Source organism: Mesobacillus sp. QJM3NY_10, assembly GCF_056173465.1.
Window position 1 is genome coordinate 420851 of record NZ_CM149675.1, and the last position, 20670, is coordinate 441520.

Here is a 20670-nt window from a genome sequence, read left to right on the forward strand (position 1 = left end):
TTTTGTTTGGAGGGAATCAGGATGAGCGAATATATTCTAGAGATGAAGCAGATATCAAAGGAATTTACAGGAGTTAAGGCGCTCGACAATGTCAATTTTAAAGTTAAGAAGGGTGAAATTCACTGCTTAGTTGGAGAAAACGGAGCTGGAAAGTCGACTCTGATGAAAGTACTTAGCGGAGTTTATCCTTATGGGGCTTATGAAGGAGATATTGTTTACGAAGGTAAGGTACAACAATTCAATAAAATCAACGATAGTGGAAATGCAGGTATCGTTATCATTTACCAGGAGTTAGCTCTGTTTCCTGATCTCACCGTCTATGAAAATATATTTGCTGGCAATGAAATCAAGCAAGGAGCTTTAATTGACTGGAACGAGACAATTGTTGAAGCAAAAAAACTGCTTGAAAAAGTAAACCTCGATATAAATCCTGAGACGCTTGTTAAAGACTTAGGAGTAGGGAAACGTCAGTTAATTGAAATTGCCAAAGCGTTGAGTAAAGACGTAAAGCTTCTCATTCTCGATGAACCGACTGCAGCTTTAAATGAGGACGACAGTGAAAATTTATTAAGCTTACTTGATGGTCTCAGAAAACAAGGGATTACCTGCATTATGATTTCTCATAAATTGAAGGAAGTTATATCGATAGCAGATAGTGCAACTGTTATTCGTGATGGGCAAACGATTAGGACACTAGATGCCTCCAAAGGTGAAATAACAGAAAATACGATTATTAAAAATATGGTTGGACGCGAAATTCAGGATATTTATCCGAAACGCGCTAAGAAATCATATGAAGAAAAGATACTGGAGTTAAAAAATTGGTCTGCTTACGACCAAAAGCTTGGCAGACATGTTGTGAAAAATGCAAACCTACACGTTAAAAAAGGTGAAATTATTGGTTTGGCAGGCTTAATGGGCTCTGGCCGAACGGAACTTGCCCTAAGTATCTTTGGTAACGCGAAAGCTTATAAGCTGCAAGGTGATTTACTGTTGGATGGAATTCCAAAAGCATTGAAACATACTAGCGATGCAATTAAAGCTGGAATTGCGTATGTTACTGAGGATCGTAAAGGGGATGGGTTGTTTTTATTGCAAGATATTAAAAGCAACATTTCTGCCGCTAATTTACAAGGGATTTCTGCCAACGGAGTCATCAACGACAATGAAGAGATTAAAGTAGCAGATGGCTATAAAACTTCATTACACATTAAAGCCTCTTCTTTAGAACAGCTTGTTGGCAAATTAAGTGGTGGTAACCAGCAAAAAGTTTCGCTAGGCAAGTGGCTGTTTGTTGGCCCTAAACTCCTAATATTAGATGAGCCTACCCGAGGTATTGACGTGGGCGCTAAATTTGAAATTTATACGGTGATGAACAAGCTGATTGAAGAGGGAATGAGTATTATCATGATTTCTTCTGAGCTTGGTGAAGTATTGGGAATGAGTGACAGAGTCTATGTCATGGCCGAAGGAGAAATCAAAGGCGAATTGCCAATAGAAAAAGCCGACCAGGAAAAAATAATGCAACTTGCAACACAATAGGAGGCTAAACCAATGACTTTAATAAATGACGTGAAAACGTTAATCAGTAAAAATATTCGTGATTACGGGATGTACATTGCCTTATTTGTCATCTTTCTCATCTTCACAGTTCTAACAGATGGATTATTTATTTCTTCTCGCAATATTAGTAACTTACTAGATTCTGCCGGTTATATTGCGGTTCTGGCTGTCGGTGTTATGCTGGTCATTGTCATTCGGCATATCGACTTATCGATCGGATTTTTAGCAGGCTTCCTCGGAGCCATTGCGGCAATTCTTCTGATGCAGAATGGTTTACCTGTTTATATTGTGATTCCTATCATTTTGATACTTGGAACGATTGCCGGTTTGTTTACAGGTTTTCTTGTTGCAAAAGTAGGAATTCCTGCCTTTGTAGCAACACTGGCAGGCTGGTTGATTTATCGTGGTGCGATTCTCCAAGTAACAGAAAAGTCTGGAACCATTATCGTTCAAAATGATGCTTTTAATGCCATTGGAAATGGATTCATTCCTTCTATTATGCAAGTTAGCGGGTTACATTTACTGTCTTTATTAATTGGTGTACTTGGAATATTATTTTACAATCTTAGTGCAATATCCAATCGTCGAAACAAGATTAAGTATAATTTTGAAGTCGTTTCAAAGCAGATTTTCATTTTACAACTTGTGTTCGTTTCGGCTATCATCGCTGCAATCACTTGGATCTTAGCTGGCTATAATGGTTTCTCTTGGACAGTGATGATTATCTTATTAGTTGTGCTTATCTATCATTTCTTGACAACGAAGACAGTACTGGGAAGACATATTTATGCAGTCGGCAGTAATCCAGAAGCTGCACATTTGAGCGGGATTAATGTGAACAAGATTACGTACATTGTATTCGGTTCAATGGGTTTGCTATCTGCTTTATCAGGTATTCTATTTACCTCTCGCCTTCAGGCAGCAACTACAACTGCTGGTACACTATTCGAACTTGATGCCATCGCAGCAGCATACGTTGGTGGTGTATCTGCAGCAGGCGGGGTAGGTAAAGTAACAGGGGCCATCATCGGAGCGATCGTAATGGCATCCTTAACGAGCGGGATGAACTTGCTCGGTGTAGGGATTTCCTATCAATATATGATTAAAGGTGGCGTTCTAGCCTTAGCTGTAATCTTCGACGTTATGACAAGAAGAAAAGGAAACTAACTGCCTCTTTTAGCGGGCTTTCACCAAGACTTTTGGGGAAGCCTTTTTTGCATAATTACCTTTATTTATAATGCAGTTTAATAGCGAGGCTGATAGAATCAAGTTAAATAATATCCAAACGTTTAAAGAAAGGGGAGAAAGCAAATATGAAAAAGTATATGTATACCATACTAGGCCTTATATTTGTCTCCCTTTGTTATCTCATTTTCGTATCGGCCAACATTGTCTTTAGTAATGATTTAGCCTTACCTAAAGCAAAAAAGCAAACAGACTCTCACTATCGCTTAGTTTTCATAACGAGAGACATGGACACTACGTTTTGGAATAAGGTTGGCGCAGGAGCATCAAGACAGGCAGTGAAAGAAGGAGCCAGCCTTGAAATATGGGGCAGCTATAGCAATAATTCAGAACAATTTTTAAAAAAGTTAGAACTGGCAATCCATTCCAAAGTGGATGGAATCATCATACAAGGACTTGATACTGACGAGTTTAAAGAGCTCACAAAAGTAAAAGCTGCTTTTAATGGCATTCCGATTATCACAGTAGCAAATGATGTGCCAATGAAGGAAAGTTTAAGAAGAACATACGTTGGTTCCGATCAGTTTCGTGCTGGAGGTTTAATAGCACGGCAGTTGTTGAATGATATGGGAACGGAAGGGAATGTTGTGCTCCTTTCTGACGAGCAGAAAGAGTATTACCAGAATGAGAGATTAAAGGGCATCTATGCCACTTTGAAAGTCTATCCAAATATTAAGATACAATATGCGGAAACAGCAGAGTCAAAAGATCAAGTCATCACCACAATGAGAGACCAGTTAAATCACATGCCAGATGTGAATGCATTTATCGCGGTAAACGCGAATATGATTGGTCCCATGGTACAGGAAATAGGAAAACGTTCGCAGGTTGAACCATATTTCATATATACCTTTGATGATGGACCAGAATCGTTACCGCTTTTTGAAGAAGGCAAAATTGACGGAGTCGTCGAGCAGGATCCAGAAACAATGGGTGAAGTCAGTGTACAACAACTTGTTAAATGGCTGAACGGGGAAACGGTTCCGCTAGATATTAATGGTTACTTTACAAAGATACGCATATTGAAGGACAACAGAAATGAATAGCATCAGAAGGAAAATATTAACACTTACAACTATAGTCATTGTCATTATGTCCATCATTTGGATTGCTCTGACATTCTACAACTATAAAACACAAGTAAAATATAATGACATCTTAAACCGATACTTAATCTTGAGTGATGTTTCGAGGTCTAGTAATCAAGTAATCACAGACTTGAATAACTATATGAACCAATCGACACCAGAAAACTTACAGAAATTAGAGCGCAGCAAAAAGGTACTGGAATCTGCTAGGTATGAAGTATTTAAGGTAAGAAATGAAGTAAATGATTTCACATTAACAAATTACATTCATTTAATGGGCAGTTTAATTGAAACAACGGACCGGTTAATGGGACTGGAACGAGATTCAGAGGCAGCGGTAAAAGACCTCGCAGAAACTACACGAATTGGTAACTATATTTCCGATATGACGCTCACCTTAATTGATATGGAACTCAAAACACATGAGCCATTCTATCGTGGCATTATGGAGCAATCGATTGAATTAGTGAAACTTGCCATATGGATGATCTTACTAACATCCTTATTGCTATTATTGGCTACATATTGGTTTTCCTTAAGCATCACAAAGCCAGTCCAACAATTAACAAAGGCTGCAAGTGAGTTGGCAAAAGGGAAATTCGATAATGAAATAACAGTCAAATCAAATGATGAAATTGCCTTTCTTGCTAAAACCTTTGATCATATGCGTACGAACATAAATAATTTAATTCGGCAAATAAAGGAAAAGGCAAAGCTGGAACACGAGCTGCAGCAGAACAAAATTTTGCTGCAGGAAAGTCATTTTCGCAGTCTGCAAAGCCAAATGAATCCGCATTTCTTGTTTAATACGCTTAATACGCTATCGAAAAAAGCTTATTTAGAAGGATCTGAAGAAATTAGTGATTTGCTCGTCAGCGTAGCAGACCTTTTACGCTACAATTTAAAGCAAATTGACCGGTCCGTTACATTAAGAGATGAATTGATTGTTGTCAATCAATATATGCAGATTCAAAAGGCACGCTTTACGGATCGGCTTCATCTGCAATTAGAAATTGATGACTCATGCTTACATGTTGCTATTCCGGCACTCACCCTGCAGCCGATTATAGAAAATGCTGTCATTCATGCAATAGAGCCCAATATTAACGGGGGTGTCATCACAATTCGTGTGAGAGAAAACAATGATTATGTCCTAGTTCAAATTGAAGATGACGGAATCGGCATGTCTGAGGAAATCATTACGCAAATTTTAATGGAACGTCAAGTGCAATCAGCAGGACATTCAACAGGAATAGGTTTCAGTAATGTTGTAAAGCGTCTTCGTCTTTTTTATGAGAGGGATGACGTCATTAAGATCGAAAGCTCATTGGGCAGCGGCACGGCCGTTCTATTAAAAATTCCGAAACAAAGAGGCGAGATACATGATTAAAATTTTAATTGTGGATGACGAACAAATAGAACGGGAAGGGATGGAAGCCATTTTAAATAGAGCATTCCCGGACCTAATTGTTGAACAAGCCAATAATGGGAATAGAGCGGTAGAATTAGCAGCAAGCTTTAAACCAGATTTAGTGTTAATGGATATCCAAATGCCTGGCATGAACGGCTTGGAAGCCGTAGAGCAGATTTCTGCAGACTTTCCTCATACTAAATTCATAATGATAACAGCATTTGATACGTTTAATTATGTGCAGTCAGCCTTGAAGCTTGGAGCGAAAGATTATATCTTAAAGCCGAGTAAGGTGAGTGAAATTAGAACAACGGTTGGTAAGGTATTGGAAGAAATAGAAAACGAGAGAGAGGTACAAGCAGAAAGCAGCTTGCAAAGAGAAATGCTTCAAAGAACATTATCTCTCGTTGAAACAGATGTTGTAACCCAGCTGCTATTTGATCATGTACACGAAGTTCACTTAAATATGCTAATGGAGATGCTCGATATTCAATCAACAAGTCAGGTATTCGTCATGAATGTGATTGTACCAGATGGAATGGAACATCTTTATTCTAGGATTAAAGAAAAAATAAGGGAAACGAGAAGCGGATGGATGGGTGCTCTTTACGATGGGCAGCTGCCGATTATTATCTTCAGAAACGGCCAATCTCATCGATCACAAGCGACTTCACTAGCAAGAGATATTTTAATAGCAGTAAACAAGGAGCAGAAAACTGGTTGGTTCATTGGGATAGGAAATGATTGCAACTCATTAGAGAAAATTCGTCAATCCTATCAGGAGGCCATTATTGCTTCGAGCAATAAGACTCTACCGGTAAAATATCGGTTTTATCAAGATATACCTGTTTTGAATGAAACAGGCAGTTGGCAGCAGGCAAAGTATTTAAAAAAGGATCTTTCCGACCAGGTACGTCTTGGACAGTGGGACCAAATTAAATCGAACATTAGTCATCTTATCCAGGCATACGAAATGGAAGGCATAGAAATCCAGCAAGCACAGCAATTCGTATTAGAAGCACTATGGTCAATCTGGTCGATTGTAAGCGATTTGGGGATTGAGATAGCAACGCCTATTTACCATTATCAATCGCCAAATTACCGTCAATTACGTTCTGAAACGGCCAATCTTCTGATGGATATAAAAGATTCTTATGATCGACATTACATCAGTTTGGAAGCGGATACAATTTATCGAATTAAACAATATATCATGGAAAATTCCCAACAGAATATTTCATTGGAAACACTTAGTAATAAAGTAGGTTTAAGCCCCATTTATATCAGTAAAATGTTCAAAGAAAAACTAGGGATTAACTATATTGACTTTTTAACTGAGTGCCGGATTGAAAAAGCAAAGAAAATGTTAGCAGAACCAGAGAAGAGTATTAAGGAAATTACAATTGAAGTTGGCTATCACGAACCTAATTATTTCAGCAAAGTATTTAAGAAGGTGTGCAATGTTACACCAAGAGAATATCGTAAAACACTGCTTGGAATAAGAGATTAATCTCAATTCTATTAAAGTGTAATCTATGAGAATAACGGCAGAGTAAAACTGAAGTCCTGCAGGCGAAGGGAGGGGAAACGATGGTAAGTAAGCTTAGGAAAGTTGGTCTATTAAATCTTATTTTCCTTCTAATGTTATTGGCGGCATGCGAAGAAGGGGTGTCTACAGCAAAGAAAGAGAACAAAGAACCAGAGAATGAAAGCGTAACTGATTTTGAAGACAAGCTTAAAATCGGATTTTCAATGGACACATTAGAAGAGGAACGTTGGCCAAGAGATAGAGACTTTTTTAAAGAAGCGGTAGAGTCATTAGGGGCGGAAGTCGTGATACGTGAAGCGAAGGGTGACGATACCTTGCAAATTGTGCAGGCAGAAACGTTAATCAGCGAGGGAGTGGACTTACTTGTGATCGTCCCGCATAACGCGGAGGCTGTAGCAACCATCATCAACAAAGCCCACTCTGCGGGTATTAAAGTTATATCTTATGACCGTTTAGTGAAAAATTCTTCTGTTGATTTATACATCTCTTTTGACAATGAGTTAGTTGGAGAACTTCAAGCTCAGGCGATAACAAAGGTAGTTCCAAAAGGGAAGTATGTATATATCGGGGGGGCAAATACAGACAACAATGCCCACTTATTTAAAAAAGGAGTTTTTAACGTCCTCCAGCCGTTCATAGATAGGGGGGACATACAGATTGTGTATGATCAGTGGACAGAAAATTGGACTCCTGAAAATGCACAGGCCAATATGGAAGCTGCCTTGGAAATAAATAATAACGAAATAGATGCGGTTATTGCTGCAAACGATGGGACAGCAGGTGGTGTTATAAAAGCACTTGAAGCGCAAGGGCTTGCGGGAGAAATTCCAGTTGCCGGACAAGATGCAGACTTAGCAGCAGCGCAGCGTATTGTGCAAGGGACTCAAACCATGACCATCTACAAACCTATTAAAACATTAGCATACGAAGCAGCAAGAGCAGCTATCAAAATGGCAGAAGGAGAAACCGTTACATCGAACAGAAAAATTAACAACGGAAAATTAGAAATACCATCCCTCCTCCTTGCACCCATTGCTGTAGATAAGAGCAATATAGATGCGACCATTATTGCTGATGGGTTCCATTTGCGAGATGAGGTATATGGAAAGACAGGGAAATGATAATCATTTTTTAGCAGCAGATTAAGAAATTAGTGGAGGATATTTCATGATCAAAACAATAATTGCTGGGTTTGGTTTTGCCGCAAAGGTTTTCCATTTACCACACTTAGTTCATTCTGAGAAATATGAAGTGGTCGGAATTATTTCAAGATCAGGAACATCAAAAGAACATAATGATGTAAGAAATGTACCGGTGTATGCAACGGTAGAAGAGGCACTTTCACAAAGTGAGGCAACGTTGTATATCATCACCACGCCATCTGATATGCACTATGACATGCTAAAACAATGTATTCTTGCCGGAAAAGATGTGCTTGTCGAAAAGCCGGCATTTTTAACAGCTGAAGAAGGAAGAGAACTCATTCAGCTTACCCAAAATAGCCCGTCGGTGGTGTCTGTGCACCAAAATCGTCGCTGGGACGGAGATTTTTTAACCATACAAAAACTTCTGAGAGAAGAAATACTAGGAGACTGGAAAGTCCTTGAATCGCGGTTTGAGCGATTCAGGCCCGTTGTTCGTAATCGCTGGAGAGAACAACCAGGAATAGGCTCGGGCATCCTATATGATTTAGGTTCCCACTTAATTGATCAAGCACTTGTTTTATTCGGTGAACCAGATGCACTATATGCAGAAATAGTGACTCAACGGGAGAACGGCCAAACGGATGATGGCTTTCTAATCGTGCTGCACTATGGGCAAAAACGAGTATATTTACGCTCAAGTTCATTTATTAATTCAGCTTATCCTCGTTTTGAACTGCATGGATCAAAAGGCAGTTTCGTAAAATACGGCCTGGACAAGCAGGAACCTCAATTGGCAGATGGTACTTTCTATCAAGGGAAAGAAAAAGAAGTGGGTACACTCTATAGAGAAGAAACGACAGAGGTCACAATAGAATCTGGAGGATACGACCATTTCTTTTCATTACTTGCAGATAACATATCGAGCCGGGAGCCAGTCGTATCATTGGAAGAAGCACTTAGAGTGACCAAGTTTATTGAACTGGCCCGTACATCTTCAGCAGAAGGAAGATTGATCAAAAAAGAAGAATGGTTGAATAGGTGAATTTAGTTAATTGTTTGAAACCTGGTCTGAATTGTTACGGTAGAAGCACAGGGTACGTCCGCGTGCTATGGAAACGAAATTAAGTTAGATGAGATTTCAGTAGGGATTATGGTTAATGTTAACTTGCTGAAATAACTTCTAAGAGCGGTCTTTCGAAAAAGCTGATGAGATAGCACCAAGGTTATAAAACCCCATGTGTTGTCACATACTCTATGGACACGTAGAGTGTGTAGCGCAACTCAAATTAACAGAAGGCAACTGGCCTATTGGGCATTGCCTTTTTGCATTTTATTTAATTTATATTCTATAAAGGCCTAACCTTTCGGGGTTGAAAGCGTTCACATAATTGTTAATAAGTTTTGAAATTGACTGAATTAAAATGATACGATGTATGGTATTATTTTTTCGATAAGTGAACGATCCTTCTTGAACTTTCTCGGGAATGTTTCCTCAAAATTTTTCCTGCATTATAAAACCCTTCATAAATGATGCATCTTTTCTGATTGAATCCGTAGAACCTCTCGAAACCATCTTATACTCTCTCGATTTGTCTAAAATAAATCCTTGAATACAAAAGTGAAAGGAGTGGTAAGCCATGTAAACTACTTATCAGCTTTTCTAATATTTCTTATTTTATATTTGAAGGAGGAACATTAAATGGGTCACGATATTTATGGATTGAATAAAGCGAGGGAAGAAATTGCTTACGCCCGTTTTAGCATGGGGAATCATAATGCCCTCCTGCTGTACCGTTTACTTGATGCATATCAGTTCTATGCTGGTGTCAGCGGATCAGGTAAAAGCTCGACCTTTTCGCTGCAACAAGTTGAAAAGGCTATGAAGGGCTATAAAAAATTCTTTAAAACTGCTGCACCGTCGGAAAGTGACTGTGCATCATGGGATCAAAAACAAATCTTCCTCTTTATCCAAAGCTGTTTGGAAACGGCACAGAAAGAAAAAAGTGTAGAAGTGTATTTTGGCTAGTATTTCACCCTAATTTTGAACCGGTAGAATCCTATTTTTCACCTAAACCTAATCTGCTCTTAATTCCTCAAATTCACCCTCAGCTGCTTCTAATCATAAAAGATTCCAATTATAGATACTAAATCCCTTGTCTCTTTCATAGTTATTAATGTTGAAAGTTTAATTATTTTTATTTTGACGAAAGGGGAAAGAAAATGGACAAGGATACTGCGAATGTTGGAAAATGCCCGTTTACGCACGGGGGTGCTACTAGTCATAAAACCAGTGGCACGACGAATAGAGACTGGTGGCCAAACCAGTTACAATTGAATATTCTCCATCAGCATGACAGAAAATCAAATCCTATGGGAGAAGATTTTAACTATAATGAAGAATTTAAAAAGCTGGACTATGATGCACTTAAGCAGGACTTGCATGATCTTATGACAACCAGTCAGGACTGGTGGCCGGCTGACTATGGTCATTATGGGCCATTATTTATCAGAATGGCTTGGCACTCAGCGGGCACGTACCGGATAGGTGATGGCCGTGGCGGCGGCGGAACTGGTTCACAGCGTTTCGCACCGCTTAACAGCTGGCCGGACAATGGCAACCTTGATAAAGCCCGCAGACTGCTGTGGCCGGTCAAGCAAAAATATGGCAACAAGATTTCCTGGGCTGACTTAATGTTGCTGGCAGGTAATGTGGCAATTGAGTCGATGGGCGGTAAGACGATTGGCTTTGGTGCAGGACGTCCGGATATTTGGCATCCGGAAGAAGACACTTACTGGGGTGTTGAATCTGAATGGCTTGGAGACAAAAGGTATACTGGCGACCGTGAGCTCGAGAATCCGCTTGCTGCCGTGCAAATGGGTCTGATTTATGTGAATCCTGAAGGACCGAATGGGAAGCCGGATCCACTTGCTGCCGCTCGGGACATTCGCGAAACCTTTGCGCGGATGGGCATGAATGATGAAGAAACAGTAGCCCTGATCGCTGGCGGCCATACTTTTGGAAAAGCCCACGGTGCAGGGGATGCAGCTAAAGTTGGTCCAGAACCTGAAGCTGCTCCTATCGAAGAAATGGGCTTAGGCTGGAAAAATGCATACGGCAGCGGCAAGGGACGTGATACGATTACGAGCGGCCTGGAAGGAGCCTGGACGGCAAATCCGACACAGTGGGATAATGGATACTTTGATTTATTATTTGGATATGAATGGTGGCTGACGAAGAGTCCGGCAGGTGCCTATCAATGGCTGGCTGTAGATCCTGCGGAGAAAGACCTTGCACCAGATGCAGAAGATTCATCTGTAAAAGTTCCAACCATGATGCTTACTACCGATATTGCATTGCGCCACGATCCGGAATACGAAAAAGTCTCACGCCGATTCCATCAGAATCCAGAGGAATTTGCCGATGCATTTGCACGCGCATGGTTCAAATTATTGCATCGAGACATGGGCCCTAAAACAAGGTATAAAGGTCCGGAAGTTCCGGAAGATGATTTTGTCTGGCAGGACCCTGTTCCAGCTGTTGATTATGAATTGACGAATGAGGAAGTAGAAAAGATCAAAGTTATGATTCTGGACTCAGGGCTTAGCATCGGCGAGTTGGTTACAACTGCCTGGGCTTCAGCAAGTACTTTCCGTGGCTCGGACTTCCGTGGAGGAGCGAATGGTGCCCGCATCCGTCTTGCACCGCAGAAGGATTGGGAAGTGAATCAGCCGGAACAGCTTTCAAAGGTGCTAAATGCACTGGAAGACATCCAAAGTCATCTCGATCAGAACGTCAGTCTTGCCGACTTGATTGTACTTGGCGGAAGTGCTGCAGTAGAGAAATCCGCGCGAGATGCAGGTTTTGATGTAACCGTTCCATTTGCTCCTGGACGCGGGGATGCGACTGATGAGCAAACAGATGCAGAAGGCTTTGCGGTGCTAGAGCCATATGCTGACGGATTCCGCAACTACCAGAAGAAACAGTATGGCGTCAGTCCGGAAGAGCTGTTACTGGACAAGGCACAGCTGTTAAACCTTAATGCACCGGAAATGACGGCACTGATCGGTGGAATGCGTGTCCTTGGTACGAATCATGGAGGTACAAAACACGGTGTATTTACTGATCGCGTCGGTACTCTCACAAATGACTTCTTTGTAAACCTGCTGGATATGGGGATTGAGTGGAGACCTGCAGACGGTGTTGTATATGAAGGGCGTGACCGAAAGACAGGCGACGTTGTTCGGACAGCCACCAGAGTCGATCTGGTTTTCGGTTCAAACTCACAGCTGCGTGCGATTGCGGAGGTTTATGCTCAAGATGATAACAAAGAGAAGTTTGTGCGCGACTTTATCTCTGCATGGGTAAAGGTCATGAATGCAGACCGTTTTGATTTGAGTGAACAGGCTCGCGAGACTTCGGAACTGGCACGCACACGTTGAAAAAATTAGATAAATAGTTTATGAGATAGCAGACCGAGGAATTGGTCTGCTATTTTTTCTTGTCGGATTTTCCGAAGAAAATAGCCCATTATCTTCATTTGGGTAAAAGGAGAGCCCCTGCATTGCCCGAAAGTGCGCTATCTCTTTCATTTGGGTAAAAGGAAAGCCCTTGCATTGCCCGAAAGTGTGTTATTTTCTGCATTTGGGTAAAAGGAGAGCCCCTGCATTGCCCGAAAGTGCGCTATCTCTTTCATTTGGGTAAAAGGAAAGCCCTTGCATTGCCCGAAGGTGTGCCATTATCTTCATTTGGGTAAAAGGAGAGCCCTTGCATTGCCCGAAGTGTGCCATTTCCTTCATTTGGGTAAAAGGAGAGCCCCTGCATTGCCCGAAAGTGTGTTATTTTCTTCATTTAGGTAAAAGGGAAGCCCTGCATTTTCTATCGGGATAAGGAAATACCTTGTTTGTATAAGTCTCTTCCATCAATAAGTTGAGTCTAGTGACCATTCTTAGGAAGAATTATCTATTAACAATTGGATTCAATTCAGGGTATGATGATTGAGTATTTAGATAATTGAAATTTTACATATATTCATATCTTTATATTGTAATATAATTTTTCAACATCTATAATACATAGTACACGAACAGTTGTGTTTTTAAGGAGGACAATGTTAGTTGTTGGCCTCTTGAAAAACCACAAACAAGAGAACTTACTTATGGGGGAGATGACGATGAAAGATTTACTGAAGAAGTGGAATCAAGTAAGCCTGGTGAAACAGATCATTGCTGGTTTGTTGGTTGGTATTATCCTTGCTTTATCCATCCCGGAACTAGCAAAGCCGGTTGCTATTTTTGGATCTTTATTTGTAAGTGCCTTGAAGGCGGTTGCTCCTGTATTGGTATTATTCCTGGTTATGTCGGCGATTGCCCAGCATAAACGCGGACAAAAAACAAACATGAAAACGATTATTTCTTTATACCTTTTAGGAACATTTGCCGCCGGACTTATTGCGGTCATTGCTAGTTTTATGTTCCCGGTAAGCTTGAAGCTGTCAACAGGTGCTGAGGGCCTGACGCCTCCTGGAAGTATAGTTGAGGTTCTTAGAACGGTATTGCTTAACATTGTTGATAATCCTGTTAATGCTATTATGAATGCTAATTATATCGGTATCTTAGCCTGGGCAGTCTTAGTCGGCCTTGCTCTGAAGAATGCGTCTGATTCAACAAAAACAGTGATTGGGAATTTATCCGATGCCATGTCCAAAATCGTCACTTGGGTGATAAAATTCGCTCCACTTGGCATCATGGGACTTGTATTTGAGTCAATTACAACAAACGGACTTAGCTCTTTGCTAGGTTATGGAAAACTACTTGCCATTCTGATTGGCGTCATGCTTGTTATGGCACTTGTAGTCAATCCGCTCATTGTTTTCACTCAAATAAGGCAGAATCCATATCCGCTTGTCTTCAAATGTTTGAAGGAAAGTGGTATTACCGCATTCTTTACACGCAGTTCAGCTTCAAACATCCCAGTTAATATTAAAATATGTGAAGATTTAGGTCTGGATAAGGATTCATATTCTGTTTCCATTCCATTAGGCGCAACCATCAATATGGCTGGAGCTGCCGTGACGATTACTGTTATGACACTGGCTGCTGTTCATACACTTGGCATTCAGGTTGATATTCCTACTGCCATTCTTCTAAGTGTTATGGCTGCCATCAGCGCTGCAGGTGCTTCAGGTGTTGCCGGTGGTTCACTGCTGCTGATTCCTCTCGCATCCAGCTTGTTCGGCATCCCAAATGATGTCGCCATGCAGGTAGTTGCAGTAGGTTTCATCATCGGTGTTTTACAGGATTCTTTTGAGACAGCCCTTAACTCATCGACAGACGTATTATTTACGGCTGCCGTAGAATTCAAGAAATGGCGCCAAGATGGAAAAATCATCGAAATCAAAAAAGCATCATAATATGGACGGAAGCAGGGGAACGGACCTCTGCTTCCCTTTTTTTGCTCAGCATATGAGCTAGTTGTCTTAAAGAAAAGGGTCCACACGACGAATTAAAAATAGTTGAAAAAGAATGAAAGATGATTTACTATCAATTCATAACACGATATATTGTGTTAGATGAACAGTTTCATAACTAAATATTGAAATTACCGATAAGTATGGTGTCTGAACAAGACTTAATAGGGAATCTGGTGAGAATCCAGAACTGTTCCCGCAACTGTAAGTGCTGACGAAATAAGGAAGAACCACTGTCTAAAAAATAGATGGGAAGGCCTTAAAGTAGGGTGAAGCACAAGTCAGGAGACCTGCCATATTTATTCGTGTTATCTTCTTCGGGAATAGGGAAGGTATACGGGGATCAATTGATAGACTCATGCTGTTTTTTACGGCTTCATATGAGCTGTTAATACATCAACGTTTACTTAAAACCCATCTTTCGAGATGGGTTTTTCTCATTTTTTAGGGAGCATTTTTTACACACAGGAGGTCAGAAATGGAAGGATTATCAGCAAATGTATCAAGGACATTTCAGAACAGGCTCGTCCTGCCGCCGGATACAAACCATCTTGGAACGATTTTTGGCGGAACCGTGCTGAGCTATATTGATGAAATAGCTGCAATTGCAGCAATGAAACACAGCAGAAGGGCTGTTGTCACCGCCTCGATTGACTCGGTTAACTTTTTGTCTTCCGCTGTAGTGGGCGATATTTTAACACTCGAAGCGGTCGTCATTTCAACAGGCAGGACGTCGATGGAAGTGTTCGTGAAAGTGGAAAGTGAAAACTTGAAAACTAGCAGGAAAACGCTGACGACCACTTCAATTCTTACCATGGTCGCGAAGGATGACAGTGGTGCACCTGTACCGGTTGCGAAGGTCATTCCCGAAAATGATGAAGAACGGCAGATGTCCAACACTGCCGATATGAGAAGGCAGCGAAGGATGGAAATGAGAAAAAGTAATCAAGTTGGAGGGATAATCGATGAGTATCCAGGTAAAGGATGAGAATACAGCCAAACTGATTGCAGGAATAGAGTCTTCGTTCCCTGAATTGGACTTTCAATCGTTCAAAGAGAAGGTGGACCAAGCTCTCGAAGTAAAAGAAATGACTGGCGATCAGGTTGAAAACATGCTGATTTTGACCGCAGTTGAACGAATCGGCCGGAACGAACCTGAATGGACATATGTGGCAGCCAGGTTTTACCTAAAGAAATTATACAAGCTTAGCGCACGCTTCAGAAAAAGCGGGAAAGAGACTGGTTACGGTTCGTTCTACGAATTGATCAATAGCTTAATAGAGATTGGCATTTATGACGGCGGGATATTAAAGTCCTACACCCGAGAAGAAATCGAATATCTTGAAAAAGTCATCGATCCAGAAAGAGACAAGCTGTTTACTTACATAGGCCTTGTGACCATGGCGGAAAGGTACCTGGCACGCACACAAAATGGTGATTACGCTGAACTTCCCCAGGAGCGGTTCATGACGATTGCCATGACGTTGCTGGCTGAAGAACCAACGGAAATACGGCTTCAGTTAGTGGAAGAGGCATATTGGGCGCTTTCCAATCTATATATGACAGTCGCCACACCGACATTATCGAATGCTGGGAAAAGCTACGGCCAGTTATCGAGCTGCTTTATTGATACAGTCGCGGATGATTTGAGGAGTATTTACGATAGTAATACAGATATCTCCACTTTGAGCAAAAATGGTGGCGGCATTGGCGTCTATCTTGGCAAAATCAGAAGCCGCGGCAGTGATATTAAGGGTTTTAAAGGGGTCAGTTCCGGAGTCATTCCCTGGATGAAGCAGCTGAATAACACCGCGGTTTCTGTTGATCAATTAGGTCAGCGCCAGGGTGCGATCGCTGTGTATCTTGATGTGTGGCATAAAGATATCTTTCAGTTTCTTGATGCAAAACTGAACAATGGAGATGAGCGACAGCGGACGCATGATTTGTTTTCGGGCATTTGCATCCCCGATTTATTTATGGAACAAGTAGAAAAACGAGGTGACTGGTATCTGTTCGATCCTCATGAAGTGAGGAGTGTCATGGGGTTTTCCCTAGAAGATTATTTCGATGAGGAAAAAGGGGCAGGCTCCTTCCGTGAAAAATATTGGGCCTGTGTCTACAATCCTGACTTGTCACATCAGGTGGTCCCTGCCATCGAAATCTTTAAATCAATCATGATCTCTCAGCTTGAAACCGGAACACCGTACATGTTTTACAGGGATCAGGTTAACAGGCTGAATGCCAACCACCATAAAGGGATGGTTTACTGCAGCAATCTTTGTACGGAAATCACACAGAATATGAGCCCTACCCTTTTGGAAGAGGAAACAGTGCAGGACGGAAAGATTTTAATCTATAAAAAACCGGGTGACTTTGTCGTCTGCAACTTATCCTCGATTTCTTTAGCGAAAAGTGTGATCGATGATGTCCTGGAAAGAGTGATCAATATCCAGGTGAGGATGCTCGACAATGTCATCGATATCAATGAGATTCCTGTCCTGCAGGCTCAAATTACGAACAAAAACTACAGGGGAATCGGACTGGGGACATTCGGCTGGCATCATCTGCTGGCTCTAAAAGAAATCAAATGGGAGAGCGAAGAAGCTGTCGAGTATTGTGATAGTCTTTATGAAAATATCGCTTTTTTAACCATTAACGCTAGCCTCGAACTGGCAAAAGAAAAAGGGGCATATCCTTATTTCGAAGGCTCCGACTGGTGTAATGGACAGTTTTTCGAGAAGAGACAATACACTGGCGAAAAGTGGAACAACCTCGCTGAAGAAGTGAAGCAGAACGGAATCAGAAACGGGTACCTAATGGCAGTAGCGCCAAACTCTTCGACCTCAATTTTAGCAGGTTCAACAGCGAGCATTGACCCGATTTTCAGGCTCGAATATTCCGAGGAGAAGAAAGATTACAAGATTCCTGTGACCGCGCCAGATCTATCAGCCGAAACGATGTGGTTCTATAAGACAGCCTATAACGTTGACCAGCATTGGAGCATCAGGCAGAATGCCCGCCGACAGCGCCATATCGATCAATCGATTTCATTTAATTTTTACGTCACCAACAACATTAAGGCAAAAGCATTGCTGGATCTGCATATGGATGCCTGGAAGTCGGGATTAAAAACGACGTATTATGTCCGCTCCACATCCAGCAGTGAGTTTGACGAATGTGAGAGCTGCCATAGTTAAGAGGAAAGGACGGATAAGAATGAAGCAATTGAAGAAAAGAACTCTTGTAGACGTCGAGGCTCCCAATGCTTCGACTGCTATTATAAATGGCCGTAGTTCAAATATCTTAAACTGGGATGATGTGCGCTTCCCGTGGGCCTATCCGAAGTATAAAAGGATGCTGGGCAATTTCTGGACTCCTTTTGAGATCAATATGTCAAAGGACATTAAGCAATTCCCCATGCTTTCCGAAAAGGAACAGGATGCCTTTTTAAAAATCATCGGGCTGCTGGCACTCCTTGACAGCATTCAAACGGACTATGCCGGTAAAGTTGCCGATTATCTCACCGACTCCAGCTTAAATGCACTGATGATCATTTTGGCTCAACAGGAAGTAATCCATAATCATTCCTACAGCTATGTGCTGTCAAGCATCGTATCCAAATCGAAGCAGGAGAAAGTGTTTGACTATTGGAGGACAGAACCAATCCTGCGCAAGCGGAATGAATTTATAACGGACGGCTATAAAGGTTTCGCGGAAAATCCAAGCATTGAAAATCTATTGCATTCGATTGTTTATGATGTCATCCTTGAAGGCCTGTTTTTCTACTCGGGCTTTGCCTTCTTTTATAATCTGGCCCGAAATCAGAAAATGGTCGGCACCAGCACGATGATTAATTACATCAACCGTGACGAACAGCTTCATGTAGGGTTATTCGAAAAGATTTTCAAAGAAATTCTGCATGAAAATCCCGAATACAACACAGAATCATTGAGAGAATTTGGAACGGCAGCCTTCCAGGAAGCAGCACGATTGGAGATTGAGTGGGCGGAGTATATTATCGGCAACGAGATTGATGGACTGCTCATGTCAGACGTGGAAGCCTATATCAAGTTCATGGCAAACAAACGAGCAGAACAACTAGGCTTTCCTGCCCCATTCGAAGGACATCGAACCAATCCATTAAGATGGATCATCGCCTATCAGGAAGTAGACCTTGGCAAGACCGACTTCTTTGAGCAAAAATCAAGACAGTACACGAAAACATCCGCTGATAATGGGTTTGATGAATTATAAAATGATCTGCGTTCGTTCATTTTATAAGTTTTACTATTATTTGATAAAATGGAAGCATAGGGACGTCCCTTTGCTTCCATTTTTTATCGTCCACTATACTTCATTAGAAAGTAGGGCATCAGAATGAAAACGGAGAAAGAAAAGATGCTGGCCGGGGAAATGTACAATCCTGCTGACCCCGTTTTGGTAAAAGAGCGTGAGGAAGCTAGACGAAAAGTTAGAATTTATAATCAAACATTGGAAACCGAAGGGGAAAAACGGAGCAAGTTATTAAAAGAATTACTAGGCTCAACAGGGGAAACCGTGGTGATGGAGCCGAATATCCGCTTTGATTACGGCTATAACACCCATGTGGGAGAGAACTTTTTTGCCAATTTTGATTGTACCATCCTCGATGTTTGTGAAGTCCGCTTTGGCGACAATTGTATGCTCGCACCAGGCGTGCAGATTTACACAGCCACACATCCACTCCATCCAGATGAACGAAATTCAGGAAGGGAATATGCAAAGCCGATTACGTTTGGAAATAATGTCTGGATTGGCGGAAGTGCCATCATAAACCCGGGGGTAACGGTGGGAGACAATGTCGTGATTGCATCAGGAGCGGTTGTTATAAAGGATGTACCAGATAACGTGGTGGTTGGCGGCAATCCAGCGAGAGTTATAAAACAGATTGAACTTTAAGAAGGAAAACCTAGCTTGTTTTGGACAGGAAAGAATCTCTAGATCAGGTCTGGCCCTGGGAACGAAGTGTGTATGAATGGAGGAAACAAGAATGAAAGAACAGGTTGTGATTGTCGGGGCTGGCCTATCAGGTCTTCATGCTGCCTCTATGCTGCAATCAAAAGGTATAAGCTGCAAAGTCCTGGAAGTGCGCAGCCGGATTGGGGGCAGGGTTTTGAGCTTAGAGGTCAAAGACAGTCCGGAGCTTGGCCGGTTTGATTTGGGGCCGACCTGGTTCTGGCCGAATCACGAGCCTGCGATAACCAATTTGGTGAAAGACCTTGGATTGCCCACCATTGAACAGCATACAGCAGGAGCGATGCTTTTTGAGCAATCGCAAACTGGGCAGGTACAACGTCATGTTCTGCCAGAAGGCGCAGTTGAAAGGTCGGTGCGGCTGGCCGGTGGAATCCAGTCCCTAATTGACGCCATTGCATCATCACTTCCGTCTGAGACAGTCTTACTGAATACCCAGGTTAAAGCAATCCAACTGGATCAATCTGGCGGAGTCACAATAGAAGCAGAGCAACCTGATGGAAAAGAGAAAAGCATTCGGGCCGCAGCTGTCATCCTCGCATTGCCACCTCGAATCGTTGTGGAAAGGATTGCTTTTTCACCGGCACTTCCCAATGAACTGATAGCCAGCCTCAAAGGCAAGCCGACATGGATGGCGGGACAGGCTAAGGCAGTAGCCGTTTATGAACGCCCATTCTGGAGGGATGCTGATCTTTCCGGTCAGGTCACTAGCTGGGCCGGGCCCCTGCAGGAAATCCATGATGCTTCTCCTGATACAGGTTATGGCGCCCTTTTTGGTTTCTTCGGACTTCCGGCAAAGATGCGTCATGAACTTGGTGAGGAACATATTCTGAGACTAGTCACTGACCAATTGACAAGGTTATTTGGTCCTCAAGCTGGAAAACCTCTTGCTCTCCTTTACAAAGACTGGGCGAGCGATCCAGAAACAGCTGTGGAGGAAGATGCACAGCCGTTGACCAGCTTCCCGGAATATGGACTTCCGGCAGGAAAGAGTTCATGGGAAAAGCGGGTTATTTTTGCTGGTACAGAAACAGCGTCTGGGCACGGAGGGCATCTGGAAGGAGCGCTTCAGGCAGCTGAGCGAGCGGTCTCTATAGCGAGGGAAATGGTTAATAGCAATTTAGCATAAGGAATAGAGAAGTAAAACAAAAGCGCCACTCGTCCGATAATTTGGAAGAGGCGCTTTTTT

The 20670-nt window shown here is 42.0% G+C and carries 15 protein-coding genes and 1 riboswitch; all 15 genes read left to right on the forward strand.

The features are described from left to right. Window positions 1–21 precede the first annotated feature (21 nt). The 15 genes from AC0VX7_RS02105 (at window position 22) to AC0VX7_RS02175 (ending at window position 20610) form a co-directional block, all read left to right on the forward strand. Window positions 22–1542, forward strand: a complete 1521-nt coding sequence (locus AC0VX7_RS02105; protein WP_475426445.1) for an ATP-binding cassette domain-containing protein — start codon at window positions 22–24, stop codon at window positions 1540–1542. 12 nt (window positions 1543–1554) lie between these two features. Next, window positions 1555–2730 (forward strand): sugar ABC transporter permease, encoded by a 1176-nt coding sequence (locus tag AC0VX7_RS02110; protein WP_475426446.1) that lies wholly within the window; start codon window positions 1555–1557, stop codon window positions 2728–2730. Window positions 2731–2876: 146 nt separating this feature from the next. Further along, complete coding sequence (locus AC0VX7_RS02115; protein ID WP_475426447.1) at window positions 2877–3854, forward strand: sugar ABC transporter substrate-binding protein; 978 nt, start codon at window positions 2877–2879, stop codon at window positions 3852–3854. Then, window positions 3847–5286, forward strand: a complete 1440-nt coding sequence (locus AC0VX7_RS02120; protein ID WP_475426448.1) for a sensor histidine kinase — start codon at window positions 3847–3849, stop codon at window positions 5284–5286. The genes AC0VX7_RS02115 and AC0VX7_RS02120 overlap by 8 nt, the downstream gene beginning before the upstream one ends. Beyond that, window positions 5279–6817: a response regulator gene (locus tag AC0VX7_RS02125; RefSeq protein ID WP_475426449.1), complete on the forward strand. Its 1539-nt coding sequence runs from the start codon at window positions 5279–5281 to the stop codon at window positions 6815–6817. Before AC0VX7_RS02120 ends, AC0VX7_RS02125 begins: the two co-directional genes overlap by 8 nt. Window positions 6818–6897: 80 nt before the next feature. Then, window positions 6898–7977, forward strand: coding sequence for a D-xylose ABC transporter substrate-binding protein (gene xylF / locus AC0VX7_RS02130; protein ID WP_475426450.1), 1080 nt, complete (start codon window positions 6898–6900; stop codon window positions 7975–7977). 46 nt (window positions 7978–8023) lie between these two features. Further along, window positions 8024–9043 (forward strand): Gfo/Idh/MocA family oxidoreductase, encoded by a 1020-nt coding sequence (locus AC0VX7_RS02135; RefSeq protein ID WP_475426451.1) that lies wholly within the window; start codon window positions 8024–8026, stop codon window positions 9041–9043. A gap of 657 nt (window positions 9044–9700) precedes the next feature. Continuing rightward, window positions 9701–10027: a hypothetical protein gene (locus tag AC0VX7_RS02140; RefSeq protein WP_475426452.1), complete on the forward strand. Its 327-nt coding sequence runs from the start codon at window positions 9701–9703 to the stop codon at window positions 10025–10027. Between the two features lie 194 nt (window positions 10028–10221). Then, window positions 10222–12441: a catalase/peroxidase HPI gene (katG, locus tag AC0VX7_RS02145; protein WP_475426453.1), complete on the forward strand. Its 2220-nt coding sequence runs from the start codon at window positions 10222–10224 to the stop codon at window positions 12439–12441. Between the two features lie 731 nt (window positions 12442–13172). Continuing rightward, a complete protein-coding gene (sstT, locus tag AC0VX7_RS02150) occupies window positions 13173–14411 on the forward strand; it encodes a serine/threonine transporter SstT (RefSeq protein WP_475426454.1) in 1239 nt (412 codons plus the stop codon). 184 nt (window positions 14412–14595) lie between these two features. Further along, a riboswitch (cobalamin riboswitch) is annotated at window positions 14596–14780 on the forward strand. A gap of 166 nt (window positions 14781–14946) precedes the next feature. Further along, window positions 14947–15456, forward strand: coding sequence for an acyl-CoA thioesterase (locus AC0VX7_RS02155; protein WP_475426455.1), 510 nt, complete (start codon window positions 14947–14949; stop codon window positions 15454–15456). Then, window positions 15434–17665: a ribonucleoside-diphosphate reductase subunit alpha gene (locus AC0VX7_RS02160; protein ID WP_475426456.1), complete on the forward strand. Its 2232-nt coding sequence runs from the start codon at window positions 15434–15436 to the stop codon at window positions 17663–17665. Before AC0VX7_RS02155 ends, AC0VX7_RS02160 begins: the two co-directional genes overlap by 23 nt. Window positions 17666–17684: 19 nt before the next feature. Beyond that, window positions 17685–18722: a ribonucleotide-diphosphate reductase subunit beta gene (locus AC0VX7_RS02165; protein ID WP_475426457.1), complete on the forward strand. Its 1038-nt coding sequence runs from the start codon at window positions 17685–17687 to the stop codon at window positions 18720–18722. A 123-nt stretch (window positions 18723–18845) separates the two neighbouring features. Then, window positions 18846–19406, forward strand: a complete 561-nt coding sequence (locus tag AC0VX7_RS02170) for a sugar O-acetyltransferase (protein WP_475426458.1) — start codon at window positions 18846–18848, stop codon at window positions 19404–19406. A gap of 91 nt (window positions 19407–19497) precedes the next feature. Continuing rightward, window positions 19498–20610, forward strand: a complete 1113-nt coding sequence (locus tag AC0VX7_RS02175; protein ID WP_475426459.1) for a flavin monoamine oxidase family protein — start codon at window positions 19498–19500, stop codon at window positions 20608–20610. The last annotated feature ends 60 nt before the right edge of the window (window positions 20611–20670 follow it).

Coding starts and splice junctions, on each gene's coding strand:
- AC0VX7_RS02105 (WP_475426445.1), top strand. CDS start 22: ATGAGCGAATATATTCTAGAGATGAAGCAGATATCAAAGGAATTTACA.
- AC0VX7_RS02110 (WP_475426446.1), top strand. CDS start 1,555: ATGACTTTAATAAATGACGTGAAAACGTTAATCAGTAAAAATATTCGT.
- AC0VX7_RS02115 (WP_475426447.1), top strand. CDS start 2,877: ATGAAAAAGTATATGTATACCATACTAGGCCTTATATTTGTCTCCCTT.
- AC0VX7_RS02120 (WP_475426448.1), top strand. CDS start 3,847: ATGAATAGCATCAGAAGGAAAATATTAACACTTACAACTATAGTCATT.
- AC0VX7_RS02125 (WP_475426449.1), top strand. CDS start 5,279: ATGATTAAAATTTTAATTGTGGATGACGAACAAATAGAACGGGAAGGG.
- xylF (WP_475426450.1), top strand. CDS start 6,898: ATGGTAAGTAAGCTTAGGAAAGTTGGTCTATTAAATCTTATTTTCCTT.
- AC0VX7_RS02135 (WP_475426451.1), top strand. CDS start 8,024: ATGATCAAAACAATAATTGCTGGGTTTGGTTTTGCCGCAAAGGTTTTC.
- AC0VX7_RS02140 (WP_475426452.1), top strand. CDS start 9,701: ATGGGTCACGATATTTATGGATTGAATAAAGCGAGGGAAGAAATTGCT.
- katG (WP_475426453.1), top strand. CDS start 10,222: ATGGACAAGGATACTGCGAATGTTGGAAAATGCCCGTTTACGCACGGG.
- sstT (WP_475426454.1), top strand. CDS start 13,173: ATGAAAGATTTACTGAAGAAGTGGAATCAAGTAAGCCTGGTGAAACAG.
- AC0VX7_RS02155 (WP_475426455.1), top strand. CDS start 14,947: ATGGAAGGATTATCAGCAAATGTATCAAGGACATTTCAGAACAGGCTC.
- AC0VX7_RS02160 (WP_475426456.1), top strand. CDS start 15,434: ATGAGTATCCAGGTAAAGGATGAGAATACAGCCAAACTGATTGCAGGA.
- AC0VX7_RS02165 (WP_475426457.1), top strand. CDS start 17,685: ATGAAGCAATTGAAGAAAAGAACTCTTGTAGACGTCGAGGCTCCCAAT.
- AC0VX7_RS02170 (WP_475426458.1), top strand. CDS start 18,846: ATGAAAACGGAGAAAGAAAAGATGCTGGCCGGGGAAATGTACAATCCT.
- AC0VX7_RS02175 (WP_475426459.1), top strand. CDS start 19,498: ATGAAAGAACAGGTTGTGATTGTCGGGGCTGGCCTATCAGGTCTTCAT.